We start from the raw sequence: 21,802 nt of genomic DNA, 5'->3' as shown, positions 1-21,802 counted from the left end.
AGCACGCGTCGTGACCACGATCGAAGAGATCACTTCCCTGACCCGGCCCAACCATCCGGACGACTGGACGGATCTGGATTCGCGGGCGGTGGACACCGTCCGGGTGCTGGCCGCCGATGCGGTGCAGAAGGTCGGCAACGGCCACCCGGGCACCGCGATGAGCCTGGCCCCGTTGGCCTACACGCTGTTCCAGCGGCAGATGCGCCATGACCCGAGCGACGTGCACTGGATCGGCCGCGACAGGTTCATCCTGTCCTGCGGGCACTCCAGCCTGACGCTCTACATCCAGCTCTACCTGGGCGGGTTCGGTCTGGAGCTCTCCGACATCGAGGCGCTGCGGACGTTCAAGTCCAAGACGCCCGGCCACCCGGAGTTCCGCCACACCCCCGGGGTGGAGATCACCACCGGCCCGCTCGGGCAGGGGCTGGCCTCGGCGGTCGGCATGGCGATGGCCGCCCGCTACGAGCGCGGCCTGTTCGACCCCGACGCCGCGCCCGGCACCAGTCCCTTCGACCACTACATCTACGTGATCGCCTCCGACGGCGACATCGAAGAGGGCGTCACCAGTGAGGCGTCCTCGCTGGCCGGCACCCAGCAGCTGGGCAACCTGATCGTGTTCTACGACAAGAACCACATCTCGATCGAGCACGACACCAACATCGCGCTGTCCGAGGACGTCGCGGCCCGGTACCGGGCCTACGGGTGGCACGTCCAGGAGATCGAGGGCGGCGAGAATGTCGTCGGTATCGAGCAGGCGATCGCCGAGGCCAAGAAGGTCACCGACAAGCCGTCGTTCATCTCGATCCGGACCATCATCGGTTATCCGGCGCCGAACAAGATGAACACCGGCGGGGTCCACGGGTCAGCACTCGGAGACGACGAGGTGGCCGAGGTCAAGAAGATCCTGGGTTTCGATCCGGACAAGACGTTCGAGGTCGGCGAGGACGTCATCACCCACACCCGTGAACTGGTGGGCCGCGGCAAACAGGCGCACGAGGCGTGGCAGCGCGAGTTCGACGCGTGGGCGCAGCGCGAGCCGCAGCGCAAGGCGCTGCTCGACCGGCTGACCGCACAGGAACTGCCCGAGGGCTGGGACGCCGATCTGACCTATTGGGAGCCGGGTTCCAAGCCGGTGGCCACCCGGGCGGCGTTCGGGCAGGTGCTCAACGACGTCGCCCCGAAGCTGCCCGAACTGTGGGGCGGCTCGGCGGATCTGGCGGGCAGCAACAACACCACCATCAAGGGCGCCAAGTCCTTCGGCCCGCCGTCGATCTCCACCGCCGACTTCACCGCCGACTGGTACGGCCGGGTGCTGCACTTCGGTGTGCGTGAGCACGCCATGGGCGCGATCCTGTCCGGCATCGTGCTGCACGGGCCCACCCGCGCCTTCGGCGGCACGTTCCTGCAGTTCTCCGATTACATGCGTCCGGCGGTGCGGCTGGCCTCGCTGATGGACATCGACACCATCTATATCTGGACCCATGACTCCGTCGGTCTCGGTGAGGACGGACCCACTCACCAGCCCATCGAGCATCTCGCGGCGCTGCGCGCGATCCCGAACCTGTCGGTGGTGCGGCCCGGCGATCCGAACGAGACGGCCTACGCCTGGCGCAGCATCGTCGCCCGCGGCAACGGCAGCGGCCCGGTCGGTTTCATCCTGACCCGGCAGGGCATCCCGGTGCTGGAGGGCACCGACGCCGACGGGGTGGCACGCGGCGGCTATGTGCTCGGTGGCGGGGACGCCACGAGCGCCGACGTCATCCTGATCGCCACGGGGTCGGAGCTGCAGATCGCCGTCGAGGCCCAGAAGCTGCTCAAGGACAAGGGCACCACCGCCGCCGTGGTCTCGATGCCGTGTGTCGAGTGGTTCGAGAGCCAGCCCAAGGAGTACCGCGACCGCGTGCTTCCGCCGAACGTCTCGGCACGGGTGGCCATCGAGGCGGCGGTGGCGCAGAGTTGGTACAAGCTCGTCGGCGACACCGGCGAGATCATCTCCATCGAGCACTACGGCGAATCCGCCGACGACAAGACGTTGTTCCGCGAGTTCGGTTTCACTCCCGAAGCGGTGGTGGCAGCAGCGGAACGCACCATAGCCAATTGACCGCAACCGCGGTCAAGCCGAACCGACCGCACCGTCGGAACTGAGCAGACACGATGAGGACCTGACATGACCCAGAACCCGAACTTGGCAGCACTGGCCGCAGCAGGTGTGTCGGTGTGGCTCGACGACCTGTCCCGTGACCGGCTGCAGACCGGCAACCTGCAAGAGCTCATCGACACCAGGTCGGTGGTCGGTGTGACCACCAACCCGTCGATCTTCCAGGCCGCGCTGTCGAAGGGCCACGCCTACGACGCGCAGCTGGCCGAGCTCGCCGAACGCGGCGCCGACGTCGACGCCACCATCCGCACGGTCACCACAGATGACGTGCGCAACGCCTGCGACGTGCTGGCCAAGGTCTACGAGGCCTCCGACGGCGTGGACGGCCGGGTCTCCATCGAGGTGGACCCGCGCCTGGCCCATGACACCGACAAGACGATCCTGCAGGCCATCGAACTGTGGAAGATCGTCGACCGGCCGAACCTGCTGATCAAGATCCCCGCCACGATGGCCGGCCTGCCCGCGATCACCGCGGTCATCGCCGAGGGCATCTCGGTCAACGTGACCCTGATCTTCTCGGTGGAACGGCACCGCCTGGTGATGGACGCCTACCTGGCCGGCCTGGAGAAGGCCAAGGAAGCCGGCCACGATCTGTCCCGGATCCATTCGGTCGCCTCGTTCTTCGTGTCCCGGGTGGACACCGAGATCGACAAGCGACTCGAGAAGATCGGCACCGACGAGGCGCTGGCGCTGCGAGGCAAGGCGGGAGTGGCCAACGCCCGGCTGGCCTACGCCGCCTACGAAGAGGTGTTTCTGGGCGGCGACCGCTTCTCGGCGCTGGGGTCGGCCGGAGCCCGGGTTCAGCGCCCGCTGTGGGCATCGACTGGCGTGAAGAACCCCGACTACTCCGACACCCTCTACGTCACCGAGCTCGTCGCCCCGAACACCGTGAACACGATGCCGGAGAAGACGATCGAGGCGTTCGCCGACCACGGCGTGGTCACCGGGGACACCGTCACCGGCCGTGCCGCGGAGTCCCAACAGATCTTCGACCAGCTGGCCGCGGTCGGCATCGACATTCCCGACGTGTTCCGGGTGCTCGAAGAGGAAGGCGTCGAGAAGTTCGAGAAGTCGTGGCAGGAGCTGCTCGAAGCCACCCAAGGTCAGCTCGACAGCGCCAAGGGCTGACCTCCCGATGGCCGAGGCGTGGCGTAACCCGTTGCGGGACAAGCGCGACAAGCGCATGCCCCGAATCCCGGGACCGTGCAGCGTAGTCATCTTCGGGGTGACCGGAGACCTTGCCCGCAAGAAGCTCATGCCGGCGATCTACGACCTCGCCAACCGCGGTCTGCTCCCGCCGTCCTTCGCGCTGGTGGGTTTCGCCCGCAGGGACTGGCAGGACGAGGATTTCGGCCAGGTGGTCTACGAGGCGGTCAAACAGCACGCGCGCACACCGTTCCGGCAGGAGGTCTGGGACCGCCTCGCCGAGGGTTTCCGGTTCGTGCAGGGCACATTCGACGACGACGAGTCGTACGAGCGGCTCAAGGAGACGCTCCAAAAGCTCGATGCCGAACGGGGCACCGGCGGCAACCACGCGTTTTATCTCTCCATACCGCCCAAGGCCTTCCCGGTGGTGTGTGAGCAGCTGCAGAAATCCGGGTTGGCCAGCCAGACGGACGGCAGCTGGAGCCGAGTGGTCATCGAGAAACCATTCGGGCACGACCTCGAGAGCGCCCGTGAGCTCAACGCGGTGGTCAACAGCGTGTTCCCCGAGGAGTCGGTGTTCCGCATCGACCACTACCTCGGCAAGGAGACCGTCCAGAACATCCTGGCGTTGCGGTTCGCCAACGAACTCTACGAGCCCGTGTGGAATTCGCACTACGTCGACCATATCCAGATCACGATGGCCGAGGACATCGGACTGGGCGGCCGCGCAGGGTATTACGACGGGATCGGCGCCGCACGCGATGTCATCCAGAATCACTTGATCCAGCTGCTGGCGCTCACCGCGATGGAGGAGCCGGTCAACTTCAGCCCGCATGAGCTGCAGGCCGAGAAGATCAAGGTTCTCTCGGCGACCCGGCCACTGCAGCCGTTGGGCCAGACCACCGCGCGCGGACAGTACACGGCGGGCTGGCAGGGCAGCGAGAAAGTCCCTGGACTCCTCGAGGAGGAGGGCTTCGCCCACGATTCCACCACCGAGACGTTCGCCGCCATCACACTCGAGGTCGACACCCGGCGCTGGGCCGGCGTGCCGTTCTTCCTGCGCACCGGAAAACGCCTAGCGCGCAGGGTGACCGAGGTCGCGCTGGTGTTCAAGCGGGCCCCGCACCTTCCATTCGACAGCACGATGACCGAAGAGCTGGGCAAGAACGCGCTCGTGCTGCGCATCCAGCCCGACGAGGGCATCACCTTGCGCTTCGGGTCCAAGGTGCCGGGCAGCGCCATGGAGGTGCGGGACGTCAACATGGACTTCTCGTACGGTTCGGCGTTCGCCGAGGACTCCCCCGAAGCCTATGAACGGCTGATCCTCGACGTGTTGCTGGGCGAGCCGTCCCTGTTCCCGGTCAACGCCGAGGTCGAATTGTCCTGGCAGATACTCGATCCGGTACTGGAGAACTGGGCTCGAAACGATGAGACATCGGCGAGGCTCGAGCCCTACGAGGCCGGCACCTGGGGCCCGCCGTCGGCGAATGAGGTCGCGCACCGGCTCGGACGGGAATGGAGGCGGCCCTGATCATGATCGTCGAATTGGCCGATACCACCACCAACGAGATCAACAAGAAGATCACCGGGATACGCGAGGAAGGGGGCGCGCTGACCCTCGGCCGGGTGCTGACGCTGGTGATCGTCCCCGACTGCGAGGAATCCCTGGAAGACTCGATCGAAGCGGCCAACTTCGCCAGCCGCGAACACCCGTGCCGCGTCATCGTGACGCTGCCCGGGGACGGCTCAGAAACCCGCCTCGACGCCGAGTTGCGTGTGGGGCGAGACGCCGGAGCCGGCGAGGTCGTGGTGCTGCGCCTGCACGGTGAACTGGCCGAACATGCCGACAGCGTGGTGCTGCCGTTCCTGCTGCCCGATACGCCGGTGGTGGCGTGGTGGCCGGCCACCGCACCGGACGTGCCGTCGCAGGATCCGGTGGGCCGATTGGCGATTCGCCGGATCACAGACGCCACCCGCTCCCCCGAGCCGTTGGGAGCGATCAAGAGCCGGCTGCCCGGGTATGCGCCCGGCGACACCGATATCGCGTGGAGCCGCATCACCTACTGGCGGGCGCTGCTGGCGTCGGCGATCGACGAACCACCGCATGAGCCGATCGAGTCGGCAGTGGTGTCAGGACTTCAATCCGAACCGGCACTCGACATCCTGGCCGGGTGGCTGGCCAGCCGAATCGACGGCGAGGTCACCCGTGCGGTCGGCACCCTGAAGGTCGAACTCCACCGCGCCACGGAGACCGTCACGCTCAGCCGCCCGCAGGAGGGAGTCACGGCGACGTTGAGCCGCACTTCCCGGCCGGTAGCGCTGCTTCCGCTGGGCCGCAGAGACGTGCCGGAGTGTCTGGCCGAAGAACTCCGCAGGCTCGACGCCGACGAGATCTACCGGGAAGCGCTGGCAGGATTGGACAAGGTGATCTACCGATGACGCGGACGATCAAAAGATACTCCGACACAGCGGCTCTGGTGGAAGCTGCCGGTGACCGGCTGGTGGACGCCGTTGCCTCGGCAATCCAGGAACGGGGGTCGGCGCACATCGTCCTGACCGGCGGCGGGACGGGCATCGGCCTACTCAGACGAGTCGGTGAACGCAGCGATGAGATCGACTGGCCGAAAGTTCACATCTACTGGGGCGACGAGAGATTCGTGCCCCGCGACGACGACGAACGCAACGAGAAGCAGGCCCGGGCGGCGTTGCTCGACCACGTCGACATCCCGGCGGCCAACGTGCACGCGATGGCCGCCAGCGATGGCGAGTTCGGTGACGCGCTGGACGCGGCCGCCGAGGCCTACTCGCAGGTGTTGATCGAGGCCGGTGGTGCCGAGCCCACACCCCCCTTCGACGTGCATCTACTGGGGATGGGCCCCGAAGGACACATCAACTCGCTGTTCCCCCACACCGCGGCGGTCAAGGAGACTGAACGGATGGTGGTCGGGGTCCCCGACTCCCCCAAGCCGCCCCCGAAGCGAATCACGTTGACACTCCCGGCGATCACCCGGTCGCGGCAGGTATGGCTGGTGGTGTCCGGCTCCGGTAAGGCCGACGCAGTGGCCGCCGCGATCGGCGGCGCCAAGCCCGTCGACATCCCCGCCGCGGGCGCCGTGGGCCGGGAGGCGACGGTGTGGCTACTCGACGAGGACGCGGCGTCGAAGCTCTGACCCGCGTACGAGAACGGCCAGCACGGCGGCAGCCAGCAGCAGCGCCGGGACGTCACCCCACAGGTGCCCCCTCGAGTGGCTGTCCCGCACGGCCTGCACCGCCATGATCGCGGCGTGCACCACACTCGACCAGACGGCGAACCAGATCAGAGGTGTGTGGGCTTCCGGGCGGCGCGCGGCCAGGCACAGAAACACCCCAAGCACGGCGTACAACCCGACGATCATCATGAAATAGTCCGATTCGTACGGCGCACCGTGATGCCATGCCCATCCCGACGGCCACACCGCGGCCAGCGGATACAGAAGCAGCATCAACGCGCCGAACACCACGAGCGCGATGCGCAGCAGCCGGTAGTAGGCGGTTGATGTCATCGTGCTCCTGGCGGGACTTGAACCCGCGGCCTGCGTCATGAGGACGCCACTCTCACCGACTGAGTTACAGGAGCGCGCCAACCCGAGTCAGCACGCCGATATTCGGTTCCGGCACCACGCGAGTGGGTGCACAGCACCGGTCTTACCACAAGCGCGGATCCCGGTCCACGGCGTCGGCCATACTGTCGTGATGGCAGACAGAGGTGGCAGACCGGTACGCACCGGACCGGAACGGATCCGCAAACTCGCACAGGCAGCACTGAACGCGGACGTCACCGTCGAGCAGGTTGACACCATCCTCGAGAGCCTCGGCGAAACACTCGAGGATCTGAACAATTCGACCGAGAACCTCGACGCCACCATGGAACGGTTCAACGCCACGATCACCCGTATCGACGAGTTGGCACCACGCCTGATCGCGGTGGTCGACCGCATGGAGGGCATCGTCGCCCGCGTCGAGCGGATCGTCGGCATCGGCGAATCCGTGATCACTCCACTGGCCGTCACCGAACAGATGGTGCGCGGCGCGGTGGACAAGGTGCGCCGCAGCGCCGGGCTTTGATCAGTTAGCCACTGTTGCGCAGCGCGGTGGCCAGCCCGCTCATGGTGAGCAGGATGCCGCGCTGGACGAGTTCGTCCTCGTCGCCGGACCGATAGCGCCGCAGCAACTCCACCTGCAGATGGTTCAACGGCTCGAGGTATGGGAAGCGGTTGAACACCGAGCGTGCCAGCGCCGGGTTGTCGGCGAGCAGGTCGTCATGACCGGTGATGAGCTTGTGCATGCGGATCGTGCGGGCGTGCTCGTCGGCGATCTTGTCGAACACCCGGCGCCGCAATGCCTCGTCCTCGACCAGCTCGGAGTAGTGGGCGGCCAGCCCGAGGTCTGATTTCGCCAGCACCTGCGCCATGTTCGACAGCACGGTCGCGAAGAACGGCCACCGCCGGTACAGGTCCTGCAGCACCGCGAGCCGCTCCTGGCTGCCCGGCCCGTCGCCCACATAGTCCTCGAACGCGGTGCCGGTGCCGTACCAGCCCGGCAGCATGACACGCGACTGGCTCCATGCCAGCACCCACGGGATCGCCCGCAGATCCGAGATCGACGTCGTCGGCTTGCGCGACGTGGGGCGACTGCCGATGTTGAGCGCGCCGATCTCGCTGACGGGTGTCGAGGCCTTGAAGTACTCAACGAAACCCGGTGTGTCGTGCACCAGTTCGGCGTACGCGCGCTGAGCGCGCGCCGCGAGATCGTCCAACACCTCGTAGGCGGGACCCGCGGCGTCACCGAGGCCCTCGACGTCGAGCAGGGTGGCTTCGAGTGTGGCGGCCAGTAGCGTCTCCAGGTTTCGGTGCGCGATTCGCGGTTCGGCGTACTTCGCCGCGATCACCTCGCCCTGCTCGGTGAGCCGCAGCGAACCCTGCACCGCACCGGGGGGCTGGGCCAGGATCGCGTCATAGCTGGGTCCGCCACCGCGGCCGACCGTGCCGCCGCGGCCGTGGAAGAGGCGCAACCGGATTCCGGTCTTGCGCGACGATTCGACCAAATCGAGCTCGGCGCGGTACAGCGCCCAGTTCGCCGCCAGGTAGCCGCCGTCCTTGTTGGAGTCCGAGTAGCCGAGCATCACCTCCTGGCTGTCACCGCGCGCGGCGACCACTGCGCGGTACAGCGGAAGGTCAAGTGCCGCTTCGAGAATCGACGCACCCCGCTGGAGGTCATCGATGGTCTCGAACAGCGGCACGATGCCGACCGGGGCGTACGGATGCTCCGACGAGGCATCCAGCAGTCCGGCTTCCTTGAGCAGCAGCGCCGCCTCGAGCATGTCCGACACCGACTCGCACATCGAGATGATGTAGTTGGGCACGGCCTGCGGTCCGAACAGCCGGACGGCTCTGGCCGCGGCGGCCACGATGTCGAGCTCCTTGCGGGCCAGCTCGGACAATTCGGCGTCCGGACCGGTCAACGGTCGGCGGGTCGCCAGTTCGGCGGCCAGGATCTCGACCCGTTGCTGTTCGTCGAGGGCCGTATAGTCGGCGTGCACACCGGCCCACGCCAGCAGCTCGGCGACGACCTCTTCGTGCACGTCGGAGTTCTGCCGCAGATCCAGCCCCGACAGGTGAAAGCCGAACACCCGCACGGCTTCCCGCAGCCGGGCCAGCCTGTCGTCGGCCAGCAGCGCACTGCCGTTGACGCGCAGTGATTGGTCGATCGCATCGAGGTCATCGAGCAGTTCGCCCGGTGCGGAGTAGGGATCCATGCCGAGGTCGAGCTCGTGCTCGGGCTGGCGGTCGAGGATCTGCCGGGCAGTCGCGGTCAGGCGGGCGTGCACGACGCGCAGGGCGCGCCGGTAGGGCTCGTCGGCGCGGGCCGGCTCGTGGCAGGCGTCGGCCAGAGCGGCCAGATGATCGCTGATGTGGACCAGCCGCACCGACATCGACAGTTCCTGTTCGAGCGCGGTGAGCTCCGAGAAGTAGTGCGCGAACGCGGTATGAGCGGCACTGCCGGTGGCCAGCCGGACCACCTCTGCGGTGACGTTCGGGTTGCCGTCGCGGTCCCCGCCGATCCACGAGCCGGGCCGCAGTATCGGCTCCTCCAGGATCCCCGCGTCCGGAAAGCGGGCCTGCAGGGCCGACCGCACCTCAGCGTTCACCTGCGGGATGACCTCCAGGAGCGCGGCCGAGTAGTACCGCAGCCCCGTCTCGATCTCGTCCTGGACCTTCAAGCGGGACAACCGGATCAACGCGGTCTGCCACAACGTCAGGATGTGGCGGCGCAGCTCGCGGTCGACGTCCTTGCCGTCGGGTGTGGTACCGAATCCGTGCAGGCGCAACCGCATCAACTCGGTGATGCGGTGCTGGGTGTCGAACACCGTGCGACGCCTGGTCTCGGTGGGATGAGCGGTGATCACCGGCGACACCAGGGCGCCGACGAGGGCGTCGGCGACGGCCGAGGCGTCCAGATCGGCGTCGTCGAGTTTGCGGTAGGTCGCGGCCAGGCTGCTGTTCTGTGGTGGCTCACCCGCCGCTTCGTGCACGGCCCGGCGACGTTCACGGTGGATGTCCTCGGCGACGTTGGCCAGCAACGCAAAATGAGTGAACGCGCGGATCACCGGGATGGCGAGGTGGACGTCGACGCCGTCGAACATCCGGGCCATGTCGACGCGGTCGATCTCGGAGCGGCGCACCCGGAACGCTTCGACGCGGGCCCGCTCGACGAGATCGAACACGTCGTCGCCGTTCTGCTCACGGACGGTGTCGCCCAGGATCGTGCCCAGCAGCCGGATGTCCTCGCGCATCGGTTCGGTGGCTTCCCGGCCCACCTGGGTGCGCTGCACTGCTCCGATGGGTTCCAGCGCGATGTCGGGTACTTCCGGAGCTTGAGCCATCGGTCGATTATCTCCGCTGCCTGTCACGGCTGCAGAGCGAGCCCCCCGCGTCAGCTGTACTTGATCTGGAGCGCCATCCCGACGATGGACACGATCCAAATACCGGTGACGAACAGCGTCAGGCGGTCGAGGTTCTTCTCCACGACGGTGGAGCCGGACAGGCTGGACTGCACACCGCCACCGAACAGGCTGGACAGACCGCCACCCTTGGCGCGATGCAGCAGTACCAGGAGGACGACCAACACACTGGTCACGACCAGGATGATCTGCAGGGCCAATTGCATAGGGGCCAGACTACCGAAACACGCGCGCGGTCAGGGAAGCGGGCCGCCCGCGGCGATCGCCGACAGTGTGGCGAACTGCTCGCCGTCCAGTGAGGCGCCGCCCACGAGCGCTCCGTCGACGTCGCCCTGACCGACGATCTCGCCGACGTTCTTGGCGTTCACCGAACCGCCGTAGAGCACCCGCACCCCGGCCGCGATCTCAGCGGAGGTCAGATTGCCCAGTTCGTCGCGGATGGCCTTACACACCTCCTGGGCGTCCGCCGCGCTGGCCACCCGTCCGGTCCCGATCGCCCAGACGGGCTCGTAGGCGATGACAGCCTGCCCGATCTGTTCGGCAGACAGCCCGGCCAGCGAGCCGCGTAGCTGGTTGACGTTGTACGAGACGTGGTTGCCCGCCTCGCGAACGTCGAGGTGCTCGCCGATGCAGATGATCGGGATGAGCCCGTGCCTGAACGCCGCCGCCGCCTTGGCGGCCACCAGCGCGTCGTCCTCGTGGTGGTAGGTACGCCGCTCGGAGTGCCCGACCACGACGAATGTGCAGCCCAGCTTCGCCAGGAACGCCCCGCTGATCTCGCCGGTGTAGGCGCCGGAATCATGCTGGGACACATCCTGGGCGCCGTAGGTGAGCCGCAGCTTGTCACCGTCGACCAGCGTCTGCACACTGCGCAGATCGGTGAACGGCGGGAGCACCGTGACATCGACCTTGTCGAAGTACTTGTCCGGCAACGAGAATGCGATCTTCTGCACCAACGCGATCGCCTCGAAGTGGTTCAGGTTCATCTTCCAGTTGCCGGCGATCAGCGGCTTACGGGACACGTCGGTCTCCTAGTTCTCGGGACTTTCGAGGACGGCGATGCCTGGCAACTCTTTGCCCTCAAGGTATTCCAGCGACGCGCCGCCACCGGTGGAAATGTGCGAGAAACCGTCCTCGGGCAAACCGAGCTGGCGCACCGCGGCCGCGGAGTCGCCGCCGCCGACCACGCTGAACGCGCCCTTACCGGTGGCGCCGATGATGGCCTCGGCCACCCCCTTGGTGCCCGCGGCGAAGGCCGGGAACTCGAACACGCCCATCGGGCCGTTCCAAAAGATCGTCTTCGCGTTGGACAGCAACGCGGAGAACCGCCGCACCGACTCCGGGCCGATGTCCAGACCCATCCTGTCGTCCGGGATCTTGTCGGCGGCCACCGTCTGCGGCTCCGAGTCCGCGGCGAACTTCTCGGCGACGACGATGTCGACGGGTAGGTGCAGCACGTCGCCGTAGTCGTCGAGCAGTTTGCGGCAGGTGTCGATCATGCTCTCTTCGAGAAGAGAGCTGCCCACCGAAAGGCCCTGTGCGGCAAGGAAGGTGAAGCACATTCCGCCGCCGATGATCAGGCTGTCGGCCTTGGTCGCGAGGTTCTCGATCACCGCGAGCTTGTCCGACACCTTCGAACCCCCGAGCACCACCGCGTACGGCTTCTCGCCGGCTTCGGTCAGCCGCTGGAGCACCTTGATCTCGGTGCAGACCAGCGTGCCGGCGTAGTGCGGCAACAGCATCGCGACCTCGTAGACCGAGGCCTGCTTGCGGTGCACCACCCCGAACCCGTCTGATACGTAAGCTGCCCCGGACTCTGGGCCGCCGACGAGCTCGACGAGCGCCTTGGCCAGCTCAAGCCGCTCCGCCTCGTCCTTGCTGGTCTCGCGCGGGTCGAAACGGATGTTCTCCAGCAACAGGATGTCGCCGTCGGTCAGCCCTTCCGAACGCGCCAGCGCGTCGCTGCCGACTACGTCGCCGGCCAGCTGGACATGCCTGCCGAGCTTGTCGCTGAGCGCCTTGGCGACCGGCGCGAGGGAGAACTTGGGGTCCGGCTTGCCCTCGGGCCTGCCGAGGTGGGCGGCGACGACGACCTTGGCGCCGGCGTCACTGAGCGCCTTCAGCGTCGGCACCGAGGCGATGATGCGCCCTGGGTCGGTGATTTTGTCGCCGTCCAGCGGGACGTTCAGGTCGGAGCGCACCAACACGCCCCGCCCCGAAACACCCTCGGACAGAAGATCGTCGAGTGACTTAATGCCCATGGCTAGAGGGACTTGCCGACTAGGCCGACCAGATCGACCAGGCGGTTGGAGTAGCCCCACTCGTTGTCGTACCAGGAGACGACCTTGGCCAGGTTGTCGACGACCTTAGTCAGGCCCGCGTCGTACAGCGAGCTGTGCGGGTCGGTGACGATGTCGGTGGAGACGATCGGCGCGTCGTAGTACTTGAGAATCCCCTTCAGCTGCCCTTCCGCTGCGGCCTTCATGGCGGCGTTGATCTCGTCGACGGTGGCCTTCTTGCTCAGTTCGGCGGTGAGGTCGGTGACCGAACCCGTGGGGATCGGCACCCGCAGCGCGTAGCCGTCGAGCTTGCCCTTCAGCTCGGGCAGCACCAGACCGATGGCCTTGGCCGCGCCGGTGGAGGTGGGCACGATGTTGATGGCGGCGGCGCGGGCGCGGCGCAGGTCCTTGTGGGGGCCGTCCTGCAGGTTCTGGTCCTGGGTGTAGGCGTGGACCGTCGTCATCAGGCCCTTCACGATGCCGAACTCGTCGTTGAGCACCTTGGCCAGCGGGCCGAGGCAGTTCGTGGTGCACGAGGCGTTGGAGATGATGTTCTGGCTGCCGTCGTACTTGTCGTCGTTGACGCCGAGCACGATGGTGATGTCCTCGTCGCTGGCCGGCGCGGAGATGATGACCTTCTTGGCGCCCGCGTCCAGGTGGCCCTGCGCCTTGGCGCGGGCGGTGAAGATACCGGTGGACTCGACGACCACGTCGACGCCGAGGTCACCCCAGGGCAGCGCGGCGGGGCCTTCCTTGACCTCGAGGGCCTTGATCTTGTGGTCGCCGACGACAATGGTGTCCTCGCCCTCGAGGCTGACGTCGTAGGGCAGACGGCCCAGGATCGAGTCGAACTTCAGCAGGTGCGCCAGCGTCGCGTTGTCGGTGAGGTCGTTCACCGCGACGATCTCGATGTCGGTGTTCTTGCCCTCGGTCTTCTGCGCATCCAGCGCCCGGAAGAAGTTGCGCCCGATACGGCCGAAGCCGTTCACGCCTACGCGGATCGTCACGTGTGTCTCCTCTGTCCTCTGTGTTTCGGTGAACTGCGGCGTCGACTACTCGAGCAGTCAGCCTAGTGGTTGGCCCCACCACTGCGTGCGGTCGCCCCGGGTCGCGGTCACAGCATCCCCAGACTCTGGTCGACGTACGGGTTGCCGAGCCACTGCCTGCGGATGCGCTGCAGGGTGCCGTCCTCTTCGAGCTCGGCCTGGGCGACCTGAAGCCGGGCGAGAAGCCGCTGCTCGGCGGGGTTGACCGCGATCGCGATGTCCTCCACCGAGAGGCCGCGCTGCACCATCTCGACCCCGGGCACCTCCTTGACCAGTTCGGCCAGTGCCGGCGCGAGTTTCATCACCGCATCGCAACCGCCGGCCACCAGGTCGGCGATCGCCGCCGTTACCGCGCCGTAGTCGTAGACGCGCACCCGGTCGGCCTTGCCGTCCTCGACCATCCGCTGCGCGATCGCCTCGCTGGTGTTGCCGCGCTGCACGCCGATGGTCAATCCGGTGAGGTCGTCGACGGAGTGCACGTGCGGCAGCCGAGCGGTGTCGACGGCCAGCCCCTGCCCGGAGATCAGGTAGGGCGGCAGGAACGCCACCTTGCTCTCGCGCTCGGGGGTGACGGTGGTGCCTGCGATGACGCAGTCGTACTCACCGGCGGCGAGCCGGTCGAAGATCCCGTCGAGATCAGCCCCGTCGTAGACGACGAACTCGACGTCCTCGGCGATCGCCGCCGCCAGCGCGGTCATCATCTCGATGTCGAGGCCGGACCGGCCCGGCATGGAGTTGAACGGTGGTTCCGGATAGGCCACCCCCACCCGCACGGCGGCCCCCACGGGTCAGGCGTCCTCGAGCAGATCCGGCGTGACGGCCGACTCGGTGTCCGGGATCCCGTCCTGTTTGGCCTTGCGGTCGGCCATCGAGAGCAGCCGCCGGATACGGCCTGCCACAGCGTCTTTGGTCATCGGCGGGTCGGCCAACCGGCCCAGCTCCTCCAGGGAGGCCTGCCGATGGGCGACGCGCAGACTACCCGCGGCGGCGAGGTGGTCGGGCACGGAGTCCCCGAGGATCTCCAGCGCGCGTTCCACCCGTGCGGCGGCCGCGACGGCGGCGCGGGCCGAGCGTCGCAGGTTGGCGTCGTCGAAGTTGGCAAGCCGGTTCGCAGTGGCCCGCACCTCGCGGCGCATCCGCCGCTCCTCCCAGGTCAGCCGGGTGTCCTGGGCGCCCATTCGGGTCAGCAGCGCACCGATGGCCTCGCCGTCGCGAACCACGACCCGGTCACTGCCGCGCACCTCGCGGGCTTTGGCGCTGACACCGAGGCGCCGCGCGGCTCCCACCAGCGCCAGTGCCGCCTCCGGCCCGGGGCAGCTGACCTCCAGCGCCGACGAACGGCCCGGCTCGGTGAGCGAGCCGTGCGCGAGAAACGCTCCGCGCCAAGCAGCTTCGGCATCGGCGACGCTGCCGCCGACCACCTGGGCCGGCAGGCCGCGGACCGGGCGGCCGCGCAGGTCGAGCAGGCCGGTCTGCCTCGCCAGCGCCTCCCCGTCCTTGGCCACCCGCACCACGTAGCGGGTGCTCTTGCGGATGCCGCTCGCGGACAGCACGTGCACCACGGCGTTGTAGCCGTACAGGTCGTAGATGTCCTTGCGCAGCCGCCGGGCGATGATGCCGAGATCGACCTCGGCCTCGACGACGACGCGGCCGGACACGATGTGCAGACCGCCGGCGAATCGCAGCAGCGAGGCCACCTCGGCACGGCGGGCACTCACAGAGTTGACCACCAACCGGCTCAGTTCGTCTTTGACCTCGGCTGTCATCGCCACGGGTCGTCACCTCTCGGTCCGTTCGCTGTCGGCGTGGGCATGGTCGGCTGCTGGAACCCCTGGTGGGTGCCATCGGACGCCGTGCCGCGCGTGCGAACCCCCTCCAGCGCCGCGGCCAGCCTCGCCGGGTCATGTAAAGGTGTACCAGGTCGGGAAACGTCAGCAAACTCAACGTTCGCGTCGAGGATGGTGGCGGTGCGGCGCAGCTGGTCGCGCTCGCGGTCACTCGGGACGCGCGCCGAGTCGACGACGATGTCGTGCACCGTGAAACCCGGCGCGTGCTGGGCCAACACGTGGATGTGACGCTCGACCGAGAAACCGGCGGTCTCCCCCGGTTCGGCGACCAGGTTCAGCACCAGCGCGCGGCGGGCCGTGGTCGCCTTCAGCGCCGCGGCCAGCTGAGGCACCAGCACGTGCGGGATCACGCTGGTGAACCACGACCCCGGGCCGAGCACCACCAGGTCGGCGTTCATGATCGCGTCGACGGCCTGATGGGTGGCGGGCGGATCGTTGGGCAGCAGCCGCACCCGGCGCACCTTGCCCACCGTGGTGGCGATCGCGACCTGGCCGCGGATCGAGCGGCTGACGCGCGGGTCGGAGTCCAGGCCGACCACATCGGCCTCGATGCCCAGACCGACCGGACACATCGGCAGCACCCGGCCCTTGACGCCGAGGATGCGGCCCAGCTCATCGAGAGCAGCGACGGGATCGGCGAGCACCTCGTTGAGGCCGGCGAGCACCAGGTTCCCGATGGGATGCCCGGCCAGCGCCCCGCTGCCACCGAACCGGTGCTGGATGATGGTGGCCCACAGCCGGCCGTGCGGGCTGTCGGATGCCAACGCCGCCAGCGCCATTCGCAGGTCACCAGGGGGCACGACATCCAGCTCGCTACGCAGCCGGCCGGACGAGCCTCCGTCGTCGGCGACGGTGACGACCGCCGTCACGTGGGGGGTGAGCCTGCGCGCCGCCGACAGCGTGGCGTAGAGGCCGTGGCCTCCGCCGAGCGCGACGATGCGCGGGCTCATCTGTCCTCCTCGCGTGCGGGGGGGGTGAAGCTCATTCGCGCCCCAGATCACGATGCAGCACCCGCACCGTCAGGTCGGCGTCCTGGAGCCGTTCTGCCAACGCCTCGGCCATCGCGACGCTGCGGTGCTTGCCCCCGGTGCACCCGATCGCGACGGTCATGTAGCGCTTTCCCTCCCGGCGGTATCCGTCGATCACAACGTCCAACAGCTGATGGTAGGAGTCGAGGAACTCCACGGCGCCGTTCTGGCCGAGCACATAATCACGGACCTCCTGGTGCTGGCCGGTGCGCGGCCGGAGTCGGTCCACCCAGTGCGGGTTGGGCAGGAACCGGACGTCCATCACGGTGTCGGCGTCCATCGGCAGCCCGTATTTGTACCCGAAGGACTCGACCGTCACGTTGGTGTGGGCGACGGTCTCACCGGCGAAGGCCCGTTCGATGCTGTCGCGCAGTGCGTGCACCGACAGCGACGAGGTGTCGATCACCAGGTCTGCGGAGGCCCGTACCGGGGCCAGCATCGCCCGCTCGGCGGCGATGCCCTCGGCCAGCGTCTGGTTGCCCTGCAGTGGGTGACTGCGCCGGTTCTGCTCGTAGCGACGGACCAGGATGTCATCGGACGCCTCCAGGAACAACACGCGCGGCACGATGCCGCGGGTACCCAGTTCGCTGCGCACCCAGTCCAGGTCGCCGGTGAAGCCGCGTGACCGCACGTCCATCACGACCGCGAGCTGGGTGATCCGCGAGCCGGCCGCCAGCCCGAGGTCGACCATCCTCGCGATCAACTCCGGCGGCAGGTTGTCGGCCACGTACCAACCGAGATCCTCCAGCACCTTGGCCGCCGTGCCGCGGCCGGCGCCGGACAGGCCCGTGACGAGGACGACGTCGATCCCCGTGTCGGCCCCGCCGTCGACGGGCGCTGTCTCGAGGCCCCTCTCGTCGCCGGCGCGGCCGGCTCCCCCACGCAGTTCCTCGTGCATGCCCTGCTCTGTCATCCCGATACCCTGCTCTGATCATTGCCGATGTCCGTGGTCGGCGCGTCGGAATCGACCGCAGCCGCCGTCGGCACATCGGCGCCGAGTGCCTCCAGGACCGCCCGTGCGGTCGCCGCGCCGATGCCCGGCACCGCCGTGATCTCCTCGATGCCGGCCTGCTTGAGCCGCGCCACCGACCCGAAGTGGGTGACCAAGGCCTTGCGGCGGTGCTCGCCGAGCCCCCGCACCGAATCGAGCGCCGACGCCGTCATCCGCTTGGACCGCTTGCTGCGGTGATAGGAGATCGCGAACCGGTGCGCCTCGTCGCGGACCCGCTGCAGCAGATACAGGCCGTCGCTGTTGCGCGGCATGATCACGGGGTCGGGCTCTGACGGCACCCAGACCTCTTCGAGCCGTTTGGCCAGGCCGATCACCGCGACGTCGGTGATCCCCAGTTCGTCGAGGACCGCCTGGGCGGCGTTGACCTGGGGGGCGCCGCCGTCGACGACGAACAGGTTGGGCGGATAAGCGAATCTCGCCGGACGCGCGCTCGCGCGAGGATCTTCTGCCCGGTGGCCTTCCGGTGCCGCTTCGGCGGCGACAGTGGCTGCGGTTGTCGTGTGGTCACCGGTTTTCACGGTGTCTTTCAGGTGACGGTGGAACCGCCGGCGGGTCACCTCGGCGATGGAGGCGACGTCGTCGGACCGGCCGTCGCCCGCAGCCTCGCGGATCGCGAAGTGGCGGTAGTCGGACTTGCGCGGCAGCCCGTCCTCGAACACCACCAGCGAGGCCACCACATCGGTGCCCTGCACATGGCTGATGTCGACGCACTCGATCCGCAGCGGCGCCTCCGCCAACCCCAGTGCGTCCTGAATGCTCTGTAACGCAGCGCTTCTGGCGGTGAAGTCGCCCGCCCGCTTGAGCTTGTGCTGGTTCAGCGCCCCTTCGGCGTTGCGCTTGACCGTCTCGGCGAGCGCCCGTTTGTCGCCGCGCCGCGGCACCCGGAGTGAGACCCGGGACCCCCGCAGCTGTGACAGCCAGGTCTCCAACTCGGCCGCGGTGTCGGGCAGCACCGGGACCAGCACCTCTTTGGGTATCGGGGTGGTCGCCTCGTCCCCGCCGCCGTCGCTGGCCCCGCCGAGCTCGGCCTGGTCGCCGTAGAACTGGGTGAGGAACTGCTCGACAAGGTACTCGTGCGTGGATTCGCCCGGCTCACCGGACTTTTCGATGATCCAGCCGCGTTGACCTCGGACCCGGCCACCGCGCACGTGGAACACCTGGACGGCGGCTTCGAGCTCATCGTCGGCGAACGCGACGACGTCGGCGTCGGTGCCGTCGCCGAACACCACGGTCTGCTTTTCCATGGCCCGACGCATCGCGCCGATGTTGTCCCGCAGCCGGGCGGCCCGCTCGAAGTCCAGCTCCTCGGCCGCGGCGTTCATCTGCTGTTGCATCTCGCGGATCAGCCGGTCGGTCTTGCCGGCCAGGAAGTCGCAGAAGTCCAGCACGATGCGCCGATGTTCCTCGGCGCTGACCCTGCCCACGCACGGCGCGGAGCACTTGTCGATGTACCCGAGCAGACAGGGCCGGTCAATCTGACTGTGCCGCTTGAACACTCCGTTCGAGCAGGTGCGGGCCGGGAACACCCGGGTCAGCAGGTCGAGGGTCTCGCGGATGGCCCACGCATGCGAGTAGGGCCCGAAGTAACGCACACCCTTGCGGCGCGGACCGCGGTACACCTGCAGCCGCGGATACTCCTCATTGAGGGTGACCGCCAGCACCGGGTAGGACTTGTCGTCGCGGTAGCGGATGTTGAACCGCGGGTCGAACTCCTTGATCCAGTTGTATTCGAGCTGGAGCGCCTCGACCTCTGTGCTGACGACCGTCCACTCCACGCTGGCCGCGGTCATCACCATCTGCCGGGTCCGCGGAGCCAGGCTCGACAGATCGGCGAAATAGGAGTTCAGGCGGCTGCGCAGGCTCTTGGCCTTGCCGACATAGATGACCCGGCCGCGCGGGTCGCGGAATCGGTAAACCCCCGGTTCGTCAGGTATCGACCCGGGAGCGGGTCGGTACGTCGCTGGATCGGGCACGCCCCCAGGTTACTGCCGGGTCCTGACGCGTCGACGCCATCACCATGGCCGGAACCGCGGCGGCGCCGTCACGCGCGGTGGGTGTCGATGCCGGGTTGCCGACTCTGGTAGCGCCGCAGCAGCGTGCGCACCCGGTCCATGGCCTCGACCGCACGTCCCTTGTCCACCGCCTGGATCGCCATCACGGGCACGTACTCGTCGTCGGGCAGGTCCAGCCGTGCCCAGCGGGCTCCCTGGTGGAACGACACGTCGACCACCTGATCCCACGAAAACAGCCGGTACCCGAACAGGTTTCGCACCGCCACGCCGGCCGGGCCGACGCGCAGCCGGGGTCGCGCGAACAGAGACACGAAGCAGGCGATGACGACGCCGACCATCGCGATCGCGACCTGGTCGTAGGTGCGGAAGAACACCCCCGTGGACCCGACCTTGAGCAGCGCGCCGACCACGATGTGCGCGGCGACGATCACCGCTGCCGCACCGTAGGCGAAATACGGGGTCAGATGGGGCTTGACGACCAGGTCCCAGCGATCGCCGCCGTGGGTGTTCATGAACCCGGTCTCAGCTGACGCAGCGTCAGCGCGGTCGACAATGCGGCGGCGGCCGCCTGGGCGCCCTTGTCCTCGGCAGAGTCCGGCAACCCGGCCCGGTCCAGCGCCTGGTGTTCGGTGTTGGTGGTGAGCACCCCGTTGGCGACGGGGGTGCAGGTGTCCAGCGAGACCCGGGTCAGGCCCTGGGTCACCGCATCACAGACGTAGTCGAAATGCGGTGTCTCGCCGCGGATCACCACACCCAGCGCGACCACCGCGTCGTGGTCGCGGGCCAGTGCCTGCGCTACCACCGGGATCTCGATCGCGCCGAGCACCCGGACCACGGTCGGGTTGTCGATCCCTGCGTCGGCGGCCACCTTGCGGGCGCCGTCGAGCAGCGCGTCGCAGATCGTCTCGTGCCAGGTGCTCGCGACGATGCCGAGCTTGACGTCCTTGGCGTCGAGCGCGGGCATGTCGGGGACGCCGTGGGCCGGACTCATACCGCGCCGCCGAACTCGCCGGGGACGGCCTCGTCGAAGTCCTCCAAGCCCACCAGGTCGTGACCCATGCGGTCACGTTTGGTCATCAGGTAGCGGATGTTCTCGGCATTCGCGCGGACCGGCAGCGGCACCCGCTCGATGATGTGCAGGCCGTACCCGTCCAGCCCGACGCGCTTGGCCGGGTTGTTGGTCAGCAACCGCATCGACCGGACGCCGAGATCGACCAGGATCTGCGCGCCGGTGCCGTAGTCGCGGGCGTCTGCGGGCAGACCGAGCTTGAGGTTGGCGTCGACCGTGTCGTCGCCGGCGTCCTGCAGCTGGTACGCCTGCAGCTTGTGCATCAGGCCGATGCCGCGGCCCTCGTGCCCGCGCATGTACAGCACCACGCCCCGGCCCTCACGGGCGACCATCGCCAGCGCGGCGTCGAGCTGCGGGCCGCAGTCGCACCGCCGGGACCCGAACACGTCACCGGTGAGGCACTCGGAGTGCACCCGCACCAGCACGTCGTGGCCGTCGCTGTGCGGGCCGGAGATCTCTCCCTTGACCAGCGCGACGTGTTCGACATCCTCGTAGATGCTGGTGTAGCCGACGGCGCGGAACTCACCGTGCCGGGTCGGGATTCGGGCCTCGGCGACGCGCTCGATGTGCTTTTCGTGCTTACGCCGCCACTCGATCAGGTCCGCGATGGAGATCAGCGCCAGGTCGTGCTCATCGGCGAAGATGCGCAACTCGTCGGTCTGCGCCATCGCGCCTTCGTCCTTCTGGCTGACGATCTCACAGATCGCGCCCGCGGGCTGCAGACCGGCCAGCCGGGCCAGGTCGACGGCGGCCTCGGTGTGTCCGGGCCTGCGCAGCACCCCACCGTCCTTGGCGCGCAGCGGGACGACGTGGCCGGGTTTGGTGAAATCCTCGGCGACGGCGTCCGGATCGGCCAGCAGGCGCATGGTCGTGGCCCGGTCCATCGCCGAGATGCCGGTCCCCACACCCTTTTTCGCATCGACGGTAACGGTGTAGGCGGTGCCGTGCTTGTCCTGGTTGACCGCGTACATGGGCAGCAGTCCGAGTCGATCGCAGATCTCGCCGTCGAGGGGAACGCACAGATAGCCGGACGTGTAGCGGACCATGAACGCCACCAGTTCCGGAGTCGCCTTCTCGGCGGCGAAGATCAGGTCACCTTCGTTCTCACGGTCCTCGTCGTCGATGACGACCACGGCCTTGCCCGCTGCGATGTCGGCCACCGCGCGCTCGACCGAATCCAGCCTCGTCATCCTCACCACCCTTGC

At 68.1% G+C, this 21,802-nt stretch carries 20 protein-coding genes; 6 read left to right on the top strand and 14 right to left on the bottom strand.

Annotated features, from left to right (window positions below):
* Positions 1-10: 10 nt before the first annotated feature.
* From tkt to pgl, 5 genes are all read left to right on the top strand, one after another.
* Positions 11-2,101, top strand: a complete 2,091-nt coding sequence (gene tkt, locus ACTWP6_RS00590; protein WP_260752172.1) for a transketolase — start codon at positions 11-13, stop codon at positions 2,099-2,101.
* Between the two features lie 66 nt (positions 2,102-2,167).
* Positions 2,168-3,286, top strand: coding sequence for a transaldolase (gene tal, locus ACTWP6_RS00585; RefSeq protein ID WP_260752171.1), 1,119 nt, complete (start codon positions 2,168-2,170; stop codon positions 3,284-3,286).
* Positions 3,287-3,293: 7 nt separating this feature from the next.
* Positions 3,294-4,835, top strand: coding sequence for a glucose-6-phosphate dehydrogenase (gene zwf / locus ACTWP6_RS00580; RefSeq protein WP_260752170.1), 1,542 nt, complete (start codon positions 3,294-3,296; stop codon positions 4,833-4,835).
* A 2-nt stretch (positions 4,836-4,837) separates the two neighbouring features.
* Positions 4,838-5,743, top strand: a complete 906-nt coding sequence (gene opcA, locus ACTWP6_RS00575; protein ID WP_260752169.1) for a glucose-6-phosphate dehydrogenase assembly protein OpcA — start codon at positions 4,838-4,840, stop codon at positions 5,741-5,743.
* On the top strand, positions 5,740-6,474 hold the full coding sequence (gene pgl, locus ACTWP6_RS00570) for a 6-phosphogluconolactonase (protein ID WP_443186561.1): 735 nt from the start codon (positions 5,740-5,742) through the stop codon (positions 6,472-6,474). The genes opcA and pgl overlap by 4 nt, the downstream gene beginning before the upstream one ends.
* Here the strand turns inward: pgl and ACTWP6_RS00565 are convergent.
* Positions 6,442-6,846, bottom strand: a complete 405-nt coding sequence (locus ACTWP6_RS00565; protein ID WP_260752167.1) for a DUF6632 domain-containing protein — start codon at positions 6,844-6,846, stop codon at positions 6,442-6,444. The two genes, pgl and ACTWP6_RS00565, sit on opposite strands and share 33 nt — an antisense overlap.
* A gap of 190 nt (positions 6,847-7,036) precedes the next feature.
* Here ACTWP6_RS00565 and ACTWP6_RS00560 point away from each other — a divergent pair, with 190 nt between their 5' ends.
* Positions 7,037-7,408 carry an ATPase gene (locus tag ACTWP6_RS00560; RefSeq protein WP_443186560.1) on the top strand — a complete coding sequence of 124 codons (372 nt, stop codon included), beginning with the start codon at positions 7,037-7,039 and terminating at the stop codon, positions 7,406-7,408.
* 4 nt (positions 7,409-7,412) lie between these two features.
* Here the strand turns inward: ACTWP6_RS00560 and ppc are convergent, their stop codons facing one another.
* The 13 genes from ppc to ACTWP6_RS00495 form a co-directional block, all read right to left on the bottom strand.
* Positions 7,413-10,226 carry a phosphoenolpyruvate carboxylase gene (ppc, locus tag ACTWP6_RS00555; protein ID WP_260752165.1) on the bottom strand — a complete coding sequence of 938 codons (2,814 nt, stop codon included), beginning with the start codon at positions 10,224-10,226 and terminating at the stop codon, positions 7,413-7,415.
* A 50-nt stretch (positions 10,227-10,276) separates the two neighbouring features.
* Complete coding sequence (gene secG, locus ACTWP6_RS00550) at positions 10,277-10,510, bottom strand: preprotein translocase subunit SecG (RefSeq protein ID WP_003932081.1); 234 nt, start codon at positions 10,508-10,510, stop codon at positions 10,277-10,279.
* A gap of 30 nt (positions 10,511-10,540) precedes the next feature.
* Positions 10,541-11,326 (bottom strand): triose-phosphate isomerase, encoded by a 786-nt coding sequence (gene tpiA / locus ACTWP6_RS00545; RefSeq protein ID WP_260752164.1) that lies wholly within the window; start codon positions 11,324-11,326, stop codon positions 10,541-10,543.
* Between the two features lie 9 nt (positions 11,327-11,335).
* Positions 11,336-12,565 (bottom strand): phosphoglycerate kinase, encoded by a 1,230-nt coding sequence (locus tag ACTWP6_RS00540; RefSeq protein WP_443186559.1) that lies wholly within the window; start codon positions 12,563-12,565, stop codon positions 11,336-11,338.
* Between the two features lie 2 nt (positions 12,566-12,567).
* Positions 12,568-13,590: a type I glyceraldehyde-3-phosphate dehydrogenase gene (gap, locus tag ACTWP6_RS00535; RefSeq protein ID WP_260752162.1), complete on the bottom strand. Its 1,023-nt coding sequence runs from the start codon at positions 13,588-13,590 to the stop codon at positions 12,568-12,570.
* A 107-nt stretch (positions 13,591-13,697) separates the two neighbouring features.
* Positions 13,698-14,414: an ABC transporter substrate-binding protein gene (locus ACTWP6_RS00530; RefSeq protein WP_443186558.1), complete on the bottom strand. Its 717-nt coding sequence runs from the start codon at positions 14,412-14,414 to the stop codon at positions 13,698-13,700.
* Positions 14,415-14,417: 3 nt separating this feature from the next.
* Positions 14,418-15,395 carry a DNA-binding protein WhiA gene (gene whiA / locus ACTWP6_RS00525; RefSeq protein ID WP_260758090.1) on the bottom strand — a complete coding sequence of 326 codons (978 nt, stop codon included), beginning with the start codon at positions 15,393-15,395 and terminating at the stop codon, positions 14,418-14,420.
* On the bottom strand, positions 15,392-16,426 hold the full coding sequence (gene yvcK, locus ACTWP6_RS00520; protein ID WP_443186557.1) for a uridine diphosphate-N-acetylglucosamine-binding protein YvcK: 1,035 nt from the start codon (positions 16,424-16,426) through the stop codon (positions 15,392-15,394). Before yvcK ends, whiA begins: the two co-directional genes overlap by 4 nt.
* A gap of 31 nt (positions 16,427-16,457) precedes the next feature.
* Positions 16,458-17,417, bottom strand: coding sequence for an RNase adapter RapZ (gene rapZ / locus ACTWP6_RS00515; RefSeq protein ID WP_443186556.1), 960 nt, complete (start codon positions 17,415-17,417; stop codon positions 16,458-16,460).
* On the bottom strand, positions 17,414-19,489 hold the full coding sequence (gene uvrC / locus ACTWP6_RS00510) for an excinuclease ABC subunit UvrC (protein WP_443186555.1): 2,076 nt from the start codon (positions 19,487-19,489) through the stop codon (positions 17,414-17,416). The genes rapZ and uvrC overlap by 4 nt, the downstream gene beginning before the upstream one ends.
* A gap of 68 nt (positions 19,490-19,557) precedes the next feature.
* A complete protein-coding gene (locus ACTWP6_RS00505) occupies positions 19,558-20,040 on the bottom strand; it encodes a PH domain-containing protein (protein ID WP_260752157.1) in 483 nt (160 codons plus the stop codon).
* On the bottom strand, positions 20,037-20,519 hold the full coding sequence (ribH, locus tag ACTWP6_RS00500; protein WP_260752155.1) for a 6,7-dimethyl-8-ribityllumazine synthase: 483 nt from the start codon (positions 20,517-20,519) through the stop codon (positions 20,037-20,039). Before ribH ends, ACTWP6_RS00505 begins: the two co-directional genes overlap by 4 nt.
* The gene (locus tag ACTWP6_RS00495) at positions 20,516-21,787 is read right to left on the bottom strand and encodes a bifunctional 3,4-dihydroxy-2-butanone-4-phosphate synthase/GTP cyclohydrolase II (protein WP_260752154.1); all 1,272 of its coding nucleotides are present in this window, start codon (positions 21,785-21,787) and stop codon (positions 20,516-20,518) included. The genes ribH and ACTWP6_RS00495 overlap by 4 nt, the downstream gene beginning before the upstream one ends.
* Between the last annotated feature and the right edge of the window lie 15 nt (positions 21,788-21,802).

The organism is Mycobacterium sp. 4D054 (genome assembly GCF_052245755.1).
Taxonomy (GTDB): domain Bacteria; phylum Actinomycetota; class Actinomycetes; order Mycobacteriales; family Mycobacteriaceae; genus Mycobacterium.
The sequence above is the reverse complement of the archived record's forward strand: the minus strand, read 5'-3'. Positions and strand labels throughout refer to the sequence as shown.

Excerpts from the sequence above, each read along its gene's own strand:
- tal (WP_260752171.1), top strand. The coding sequence starts at position 2,168 with ATGACCCAGAACCCGAACTTGGCAGCACTGGCCGCAGCAGGTGTGTCG.
- zwf (WP_260752170.1), top strand. The coding sequence starts at position 3,294 with ATGGCCGAGGCGTGGCGTAACCCGTTGCGGGACAAGCGCGACAAGCGC.
- opcA (WP_260752169.1), top strand. The coding sequence starts at position 4,838 with ATGATCGTCGAATTGGCCGATACCACCACCAACGAGATCAACAAGAAG.
- pgl (WP_443186561.1), top strand. The coding sequence starts at position 5,740 with ATGACGCGGACGATCAAAAGATACTCCGACACAGCGGCTCTGGTGGAA.
- ACTWP6_RS00565 (WP_260752167.1), bottom strand. The coding sequence starts at position 6,846 with ATGACATCAACCGCCTACTACCGGCTGCTGCGCATCGCGCTCGTGGTG.
- ACTWP6_RS00560 (WP_443186560.1), top strand. The coding sequence starts at position 7,037 with ATGGCAGACAGAGGTGGCAGACCGGTACGCACCGGACCGGAACGGATC.
- ppc (WP_260752165.1), bottom strand. The coding sequence starts at position 10,226 with ATGGCTCAAGCTCCGGAAGTACCCGACATCGCGCTGGAACCCATCGGA.
- secG (WP_003932081.1), bottom strand. The coding sequence starts at position 10,510 with ATGCAATTGGCCCTGCAGATCATCCTGGTCGTGACCAGTGTGTTGGTC.
- ACTWP6_RS00540 (WP_443186559.1), bottom strand. The coding sequence starts at position 12,565 with ATGGGCATTAAGTCACTCGACGATCTTCTGTCCGAGGGTGTTTCGGGG.
- whiA (WP_260758090.1), bottom strand. The coding sequence starts at position 15,395 with ATGACAGCCGAGGTCAAAGACGAACTGAGCCGGTTGGTGGTCAACTCT.
- yvcK (WP_443186557.1), bottom strand. The coding sequence starts at position 16,426 with ATGAGCCCGCGCATCGTCGCGCTCGGCGGAGGCCACGGCCTCTACGCC.
- rapZ (WP_443186556.1), bottom strand. The coding sequence starts at position 17,417 with ATGACAGAGCAGGGCATGCACGAGGAACTGCGTGGGGGAGCCGGCCGC.
- ACTWP6_RS00505 (WP_260752157.1), bottom strand. The coding sequence starts at position 20,040 with ATGAACACCCACGGCGGCGATCGCTGGGACCTGGTCGTCAAGCCCCAT.
- ribH (WP_260752155.1), bottom strand. The coding sequence starts at position 20,519 with ATGAGTCCGGCCCACGGCGTCCCCGACATGCCCGCGCTCGACGCCAAG.
- ACTWP6_RS00495 (WP_260752154.1), bottom strand. The coding sequence starts at position 21,787 with ATGACGAGGCTGGATTCGGTCGAGCGCGCGGTGGCCGACATCGCAGCG.